This is a genomic window from Acinetobacter sp. B51(2017) (assembly GCF_003711395.1).
GTDB lineage: Bacteria > Pseudomonadota > Gammaproteobacteria > Pseudomonadales > Moraxellaceae > Acinetobacter.
In genome coordinates this window covers 1-820 of record NZ_PJRJ01000091.1, presented here as the reverse complement: position 1 = coordinate 820, position 820 = coordinate 1, and the positions used below count along the sequence as shown (strand labels likewise).

General features: G+C 52.1%; 1 protein-coding gene. It reads right to left on the bottom strand.

The features are described from left to right. Window positions 1-52: 52 nt before the first annotated feature. The gene (locus CYK47_RS15250) at window positions 53-757 is read right to left on the bottom strand and encodes an IS6-like element IS26 family transposase (protein ID WP_001067858.1); all 705 of its coding nucleotides are present in this window, start codon (window positions 755-757) and stop codon (window positions 53-55) included. Window positions 758-820: the final 63 nt, after the last annotated feature.

The window sequence follows — 820 nt, the reverse complement described above, 5'->3', positions numbered from 1 at the left end:
GGCACTGTTGCAAAGTTAGCGATGAGGCAGCCTTTTGTCTTATTCAAAGGCCTTACATTTCAAAAACTCTGCTTACCAGGCGCATTTCGCCCAGGGGATCACCATAATAAAATGCTGAGGCCTGGCCTTTGCGTAGTGCACGCATCACCTCAATACCTTTGATGGTGGCGTAAGCCGTCTTCATGGATTTAAATCCCAGCGTGGCGTTGATTATCCGTTTCAGTTTGCCATGATCGCATTCAATCACGTTGTTCCGGTACTTAATCTGTCGGTGTTCAACGTCAGACGGGCACCGGCCTTCGCGTTTGAGCAGAGCAAGCGCGCGACCATAGGCGGGCGCTTTATCCGTGTTGATGAATCGTGGGATCTGCCACTTCTTCACGTTGTTGAGGATTTTACCCAGAAACCGGTATGCAGCTTTGCTGTTACGACGGGAGGAGAGATAAAAATCGACAGTGCGGCCCCGGCTGTCGACGGCCCGGTACAGATACGCCCAGCGGCCATTGACCTTCACGTAGGTTTCATCCATGTGCCACGGGCAAAGATCGGAAGGGTTACGCCAGTACCAGCGCAGCCGTTTTTCCATTTCAGGCGCATAACGCTGAACCCAGCGGTAAATCGTGGAGTGATCGACATTCACTCCGCGTTCAGCCAGCATCTCCTGCAGCTCACGGTAACTGATGCCGTATTTGCAGTACCAGCGTACGGCCCACAGAATGATGTCACGCTGAAAATGCCGGCCTTTGAATGGGTTCATGTGCAGCTCCATCAGCAAAAGGGGATGATAAGTTTATCACCACCGACTATTTGCAACAGTGCC

Coding starts and splice junctions, on each gene's coding strand:
- CYK47_RS15250 (WP_001067858.1), bottom strand. CDS start 757: ATGAACCCATTCAAAGGCCGGCATTTTCAGCGTGACATCATTCTGTGG.